The 6,232-nt window shown below is 34.6% G+C and carries 4 protein-coding genes and 1 tRNA gene; all 5 read left to right on the top strand.

Annotated features, from left to right (window positions below; translation table 11 throughout):
- The first annotated feature begins 97 nt into the window (after window positions 1-97).
- The 5 genes from RTP52_RS18930 (at window position 98) to hisH (ending at window position 6,231) form a co-directional block, all read left to right on the top strand.
- Window positions 98-169 (top strand) — tRNA-Glu (locus tag RTP52_RS18930).
- A gap of 323 nt (window positions 170-492) precedes the next feature.
- Complete coding sequence (locus RTP52_RS18925) at window positions 493-1,884, top strand: aminotransferase class V-fold PLP-dependent enzyme (RefSeq protein ID WP_312372916.1); 1,392 nt, start codon at window positions 493-495, stop codon at window positions 1,882-1,884.
- Between the two features lie 546 nt (window positions 1,885-2,430).
- Complete coding sequence (locus RTP52_RS18920) at window positions 2,431-3,339, top strand: chemotaxis protein (RefSeq protein ID WP_312372915.1); 909 nt, start codon at window positions 2,431-2,433, stop codon at window positions 3,337-3,339.
- Window positions 3,340-3,371: 32 nt separating this feature from the next.
- Complete coding sequence (locus tag RTP52_RS18915; protein ID WP_312372913.1) at window positions 3,372-5,255, top strand: hypothetical protein; 1,884 nt, start codon at window positions 3,372-3,374, stop codon at window positions 5,253-5,255.
- Window positions 5,256-5,616: 361 nt separating this feature from the next.
- Window positions 5,617-6,231, top strand: a complete 615-nt coding sequence (hisH, locus tag RTP52_RS18910) for an imidazole glycerol phosphate synthase subunit HisH (RefSeq protein WP_312372912.1) — start codon at window positions 5,617-5,619, stop codon at window positions 6,229-6,231.
- Window position 6,232 lies beyond the last annotated feature (1 nt).

Here is a 6,232-nt window from a genome sequence, read left to right as displayed (position 1 = left end):
AATAGGTCGAGGGCTTAACCTAAAAGGTTTGTTTAAAAATCAAGAGTATATCAATATGAAGTTTTGAGAGTACAATGGTACTAGAGAAATGTTCTTTGGCTCCATGGTCAAGCGGTTAAGACACCGCCCTTTCACGGCGGTAACAGGGGTTCAAATCCCCTTGGAGTCATTATAAAAAGAAGGATCTTTTGCAAAATAAATTTTGTAAAAGATCCTTCTTTAGTTGTATTCTACTCTTACAATTCGATATAACTATTCTACTTTTCTAAACAGTTTAATCTCATCTAAACATCTCTTTTTAAGAGTTTCTAAATTATCCTCAACATCTTTTCGGATGCAATAAATTGCAGTTGCTGGTTATGACCGAACAGTCATGCAGGTAACAAATACCGAAGTTCCACATATACATAAAATAAATCAACTTCCCCGGTTAACTTTCCATCCATATTTAAGGAAACCTTATATCTGGAAAACAAAAAGGAGCAATCTATTATGGATAACAGCCTAGGTAATTCTGCTATGCGTAATACTAGCGATTATATACGTAATATGATGTTTGGGCTGGACGCATTGGTTGAGCTTGATAACAAAAAAATGGTACCTGCTATTAATTTAGATAATGCCGCTACTACTCCACCTTTTAAGGAAGTCGTTAGAGAAATAGAGCGACAGCTTATGTACTATGGCTCCATCGGTCGCGGAAAAGGACAAAAGTCTGAACATTCGACCGAGGTATATACAAACGGACGTGAAATTGTCAAGGACTTTGTTGGAGCAAACAGCGATATTTATACAGCTTTCTATATCAACAACACGACGGATGGAATAAATAAGCTTGCATCCGCTCTCATCGAAAGTCCTAAGGACATCGTTCTCTCAACACGAATGGAGCATCACGCAAACGACTTGCCATGGCGTGAGCGCACCAAAACAGTATATGCTAAAGTAGATAAAAATGGACGTCTGATTATCGATGATGTAAAGCGGCTTCTGCAGATGTATAATGGCAAGATTAAGTATGTTACCGTTACTGCGGCTTCCAATGTCACAGGTTATGTAAATGATGTACACTACATCGCTAGACTTGCTCATCAATACGGAGCGAAGATTATTGTGGATGGTGCGCAGATTGTCGCTCACCGCGCATTTAGCATGTTAGGGGAAACACCGGAAGAAAACATTGATTTTTTTGTTTTCTCAGCACACAAAATGTACTCGCCTTTCGGTGGCGGCGCAGTGGTAGGGCTTACAGATGTGCTTAATAAGCACATATCCCATTTTTATGGTGGCGGTATGGTTGAGTCAGTATGCGATTATTCGGTACTCTTTTTGCCCGCACCGGATCGTTATGAAGCAGGTTCACCTAATTACCCGGGCGTAGTCGGAATGCTGAAATCAATGGAAATTCTAAAGCATATGGGCTTTGATTACATTAGAAAACACGAGCAAGTCCTTCTAAGAAGGGCTCTGGATGGGTTTATGAAGATTCCGGGGGTTATCCTTTACGGCGACAGTATAAATATTGACGATAGAGTAGGCATTGCTGTATTTAACATTCGTGACGTAAAGAATGAAGAGGTGGCCAATTTTCTCGCAGGCTATCGCGCTATCGCTGTTCGCCATGCTGCCTTTTGCGCCCATTCTTATGTGCGCCGTCTGACGGGGGTCTCGGAAGTGCAAAATCATTCGAAAACACTTTGCTATCCTCCCGAAGGGATGGTACGCATTAGCTTTGGAATCTATAATAACGAAGCTGATGTCGATTGTTTTTTGGCAATGATTAATGAATTACTGCAGCAAGAACACGTTAGACACTTTGCTAAAATTAGAAATGAGTCTGTTCAGTTAACTGAAAGATCATACAAACCTTATGATCGTGGTTAATAAAAAATATCACTCTTCATTTTTATGTTATTACTTATTCGTAATTTATAGTGATCATGGATATAGAATATTCTTATGATAATAATTCACTATGAACCTATGTAAAGGTATTAATTAGTAAATAAATATTGTTTAATAAAAATGCAAGAATCATCAATACACTCTGAATTTAGGAAACTTATTAATTCAGAAGGTTTCGTCTATTCTTGCATTTTTTGTTACATTAATGAATGGAAAATATTCTATACATATTGAGCGATATAACTAGGAATCTTAGCTAATTACGTGAAAGACTTAGATGGTGTTCCAAATTTAATTTATTGCTAATCTAAATTAATAAAATAGCCGATAATGATAGAGTATAACAATATATAATAGATTCTTTTGCAGAATCAAAATGGAAAATAGTGCCGTATTATGGAGGTAACGATTGAATTTTTTGTCATTTTATCATATAATACCATATATATACACATAAAAGGAAATAAAAACTTAGGTATATATTTCTGAATAGATACGAATTACAAGAAGATATGGGGGTAAACCATGGAAAACAATATATTATTAGAAAGTGGCACAAACGAATTAGAAGTGCTCGAATTCACCATTGGTGGAAATAGCTATGGTATTAATGTGGCTAAGATTAGGGAGATACTGCCTTATGTAAGCCCGACACCAGTACCTAACGCGTACCCTACTGTTGAGGGCATTTATATGCCACGTGACTTTATCATGACAATCATAGACTTAAGAAAGACTCTAAGCCTGCACCAAGAGACAGAGCAGGATGGCAAAGATATGATTATTGTAACAAACTTTAATAATCTACATGTTGGTTTTCATGTAAATAAAGTTTTAGGAATTCATCGTATCTCTTGGGGTGAAATCTCAAAACCTGATGCTACATTAAATCACGCTGGTATGGGAGTAGCAACTGGAATTATTAAATTATCAAATAAATTAATTATTTTACTTGATTTTGAAAAAATAGTAGCCGATATAAGTCCTGAAACTAGTTTAAAGGTTTCAGAAATGGATTTATTAAATAATAGAAGGCGTTGTGATTTGCCAATCATTATTGCTGAAGATTCTCATTTACTAAATCAATTGTTGGTCGACTGTCTTGCAAAAGCGGGCTATACCAATATCACTAGGACTGAGAATGGAAAAGAAGCCTACGATTTATTATTAAAGTACAAGCAAGAAGGAATTGTTGATAAAAAGGTTGCTCTTCTCATTACTGACATTGAGATGCCGGTAATGGATGGACATCACTTAACAAAGCTTGTTAAAGAGGATGCAAAATTATCACGAATTCCAGTCGTTATCTTTTCCTCTTTGGTAAATGAGGATATGCGTAGGAAGGGTGAATCCTTAGGTGCAAATGCCCAATTATCAAAACCAGAGATTGGACAATTAGTAGCTAAAATTGATGAGTTACTTTTAAGTGAATAATTACTACAAAATATAGGCTAGGTGGTGTACGATTGAATAGATGCAAGATATGTCATGCCGAAGTAAAGGACAATAGTGAATATTGCTTAAACTGTAAAGAGTTAGACTTGGATCATTCGTATTTCAATACGCTATCTGAATCAATGGAAGCACTACATAATAGCAAAGATATTACAGATGAAGATGATAATTATATACCTGAGGATTATAGTATCTTTGGTACAGAAACTGATGATTTAACAAATAACAAGGAACTTCAGTCTTTATTAAATCACAATGAGTTTGAAGGACATGGAAAACTAATGCATTCTTCGAACAGTGATGAAATAAAGGATGAAACCATTGACAAAAGTTTTACTCAGGATGTAAACAGCGATCAAAGTCTCATTCATGATACAAAAGATGAAAATGAATTAATTCAAATGCAAGACAAATTTAAGGAACAGGATGAAATTAATTCAATCGAACCAAATACAGATTTTATACTGGAACAAGAATTAGAAAAAGTTGAGTATGATGACAGTGTAGAAAATGAAATAGCTAATTTATCACTATCTGAGTTAGTGGCGACAACAGAAGAAGATAATTTAGAGAAAGAAAAAATAGATTTAAGTGATACGCTTAACGATAATTTCTTTAACAATAATTATAAAGAAGCAGAGGGAGAATTTGCAGTGGGTAGTACGCCTGATTTTGATGGAAATCAAGATATACTTGATTTATTAAATGAAATTAATAGAACACCGGAAGACAATAGTCAAGAGGATTATGCTTCAGATGTACTTTCCATTGATGATTTCATGGATGATGAAGGGTCTAGGGTAGACCCAATGTTAGGTTTATACAGCGAACCAGAAGATTTGTTAAATTCATCAACAAAAGACATCGGTGGAATCTATCAAGATGCTCTTGGTGGGATTTCTGGTTTAGAAGACGAAGGTATTGATGAAGAATTACTTAAATTAATACCGGATATTCCTAATCATTATGAAGTTTCGCAAAAAGAAATAGAGAATCTTGAAGTAAAGTCAAAGAAAAATAAAAAGTCTGACAAAGAAAAAAGTAGTAGAAATAACCTGTTTTCTCGTGTTTTCGGAAACGTGAAAGATGAATACTCTGAAGATGAAAGGGAGCAATTAAAGCAAGATATTATAAATGTTGCTAAGGAAAAAGAAGCAAAAGCCCTAGACGAAGAAAAAGAAAAAAAGGCTACTATAGCTAAGAAAAAAGCAGATAAATTAGCAGCGAAAAAGAAAGCTAAGGATGATTCAATAAAAGCAAAAAAAGCTAAGGTAGAGCGGGCGAAAGTAAAGAAAGAAGAAAAAGAGCGACTCTCTAGAGAAGTGCAAGAGTTAATTGATGAGATTGATGCAAATGAAGGTAGAATTAATCGAATTGGTGCTTCTTTTATATTTGCATTATTTGCAAGTATTGCCGTATTTGTTGTCATAGGGACGAATATCTATACTTATGCTATAAATGTTCAAAATGCTACCAAAAATTTTGATATGCAACGTTATAACGAAGCTTATAACCAGGTGTATGGATTAGAGATAAGAGATGAAGATATTGAAATTTATGATAAGATAATGACAGTTATGTTTGTGAATAAGCAGTTAAATTCGTATAACAATTATTCTGCAATTGATATGTATCCACAAGCCTTAGATTCTTTACTAAAGGGCTTAGAGCGTTATGATAAATATTATACTTTTGCGACAGAACTTGGAATACAAACAGATTTAGATTATGTTCGAGATCGAATAATTAACGAATTAAATGAGAAATTTTATGTATCTGTTGATGAAGCATATGATATTATCAATAGTCCTACGCAATTAGATTATAGTATGGCAGTTTATAATGTGATATTAGAAAAGCATGATGATAAATTGGTTAAAAAATCTGAAAAGTAATTTATAAGACAATCTCAAATTTAAAAGAACAGTAGCCAAATTCATATGAGTAGGTTACTGTTCTTTTAATTTTGGCTACCGTGCTTATGGCTCTGTACTTATGGCTACCGTACTTATGGCTACCGTACTTATGGCTCTGCTTTGAGTATTGGAGAGAGGTTCTTTTGGAACCTGCCTTGATATAAGAAACAGGGCTATTTTTTAATATTTAATTTTACTTCGTTATCACTTTACCAAATTATCTTGAAATAATCTTTATTTTCATTTATGATATACAAAAAGAAAAATAATGATGTATTATGTTTAGTACCTACGATATCCACCGGAATATCGTTTATAAAATAAAAAAGGATGTGGCACTATGATAGCAATCATTGATTATGACGCAGGAAATTTAAGAAGTGTTCAAAAAGCTCTTCAGTTTATAGGAGAAGAGGTTGTTATAACAAGAAATCACGAGGAGATAATGAGCTCAGGAAAGGTGATACTGCCTGGGGTAGGGGCTTTTGGGGATGCTATGCAGAAATTAAATAGTTATCACCTAATCGATACGATTAAGGAAGTAGCGGATTGTGGAAAACCATTACTGGGAATATGTCTTGGACAACAGCTAATGTTCGAAGGTAGTGAGGAAAGTGATGGGATTGAAGGACTTGGTCTACTGCCTGGCAAGATTATTCGTATCCCAGACGGGGAAGGACTTAAGATTCCTCATATAGGATGGAATAATTTAAACATCACACAGGGAGCTTCTTTATATCAAGGTATCACAGGATCTCCTTATGTTTACTTTGTTCACTCATATTATTTAAGATCAGAAGATAGAAGTATAGTAGCCGCTACTACAGATTATGGTACTTTAATTGATGCTTCTGTAGAAAAGAATAATGTATATGCCTGTCAGTTTCACCCGGAAAAAAGTGGAGAGATAGGCCTAAAGATTCTAAAGAATTTTGCTAGATTAGAAGAAAGGTAGG

Source organism: Lachnoclostridium sp. (assembly GCF_031997925.1).
Taxonomy (GTDB): domain Bacteria; phylum Bacillota; class Clostridia; order Lachnospirales; family Lachnospiraceae; genus Lachnoclostridium.
This window is presented reverse-complemented; position numbering and strand designations above follow the sequence as displayed.

Bases quoted from the DNA above. Each gene is read 5' to 3' on its own strand.
- RTP52_RS18925 (WP_312372916.1), top strand. From the start codon at position 493: ATGGATAACAGCCTAGGTAATTCTGCTATGCGTAATACTAGCGATTAT.
- RTP52_RS18920 (WP_312372915.1), top strand. From the start codon at position 2,431: ATGGAAAACAATATATTATTAGAAAGTGGCACAAACGAATTAGAAGTG.
- hisH (WP_312372912.1), top strand. From the start codon at position 5,617: ATGATAGCAATCATTGATTATGACGCAGGAAATTTAAGAAGTGTTCAA.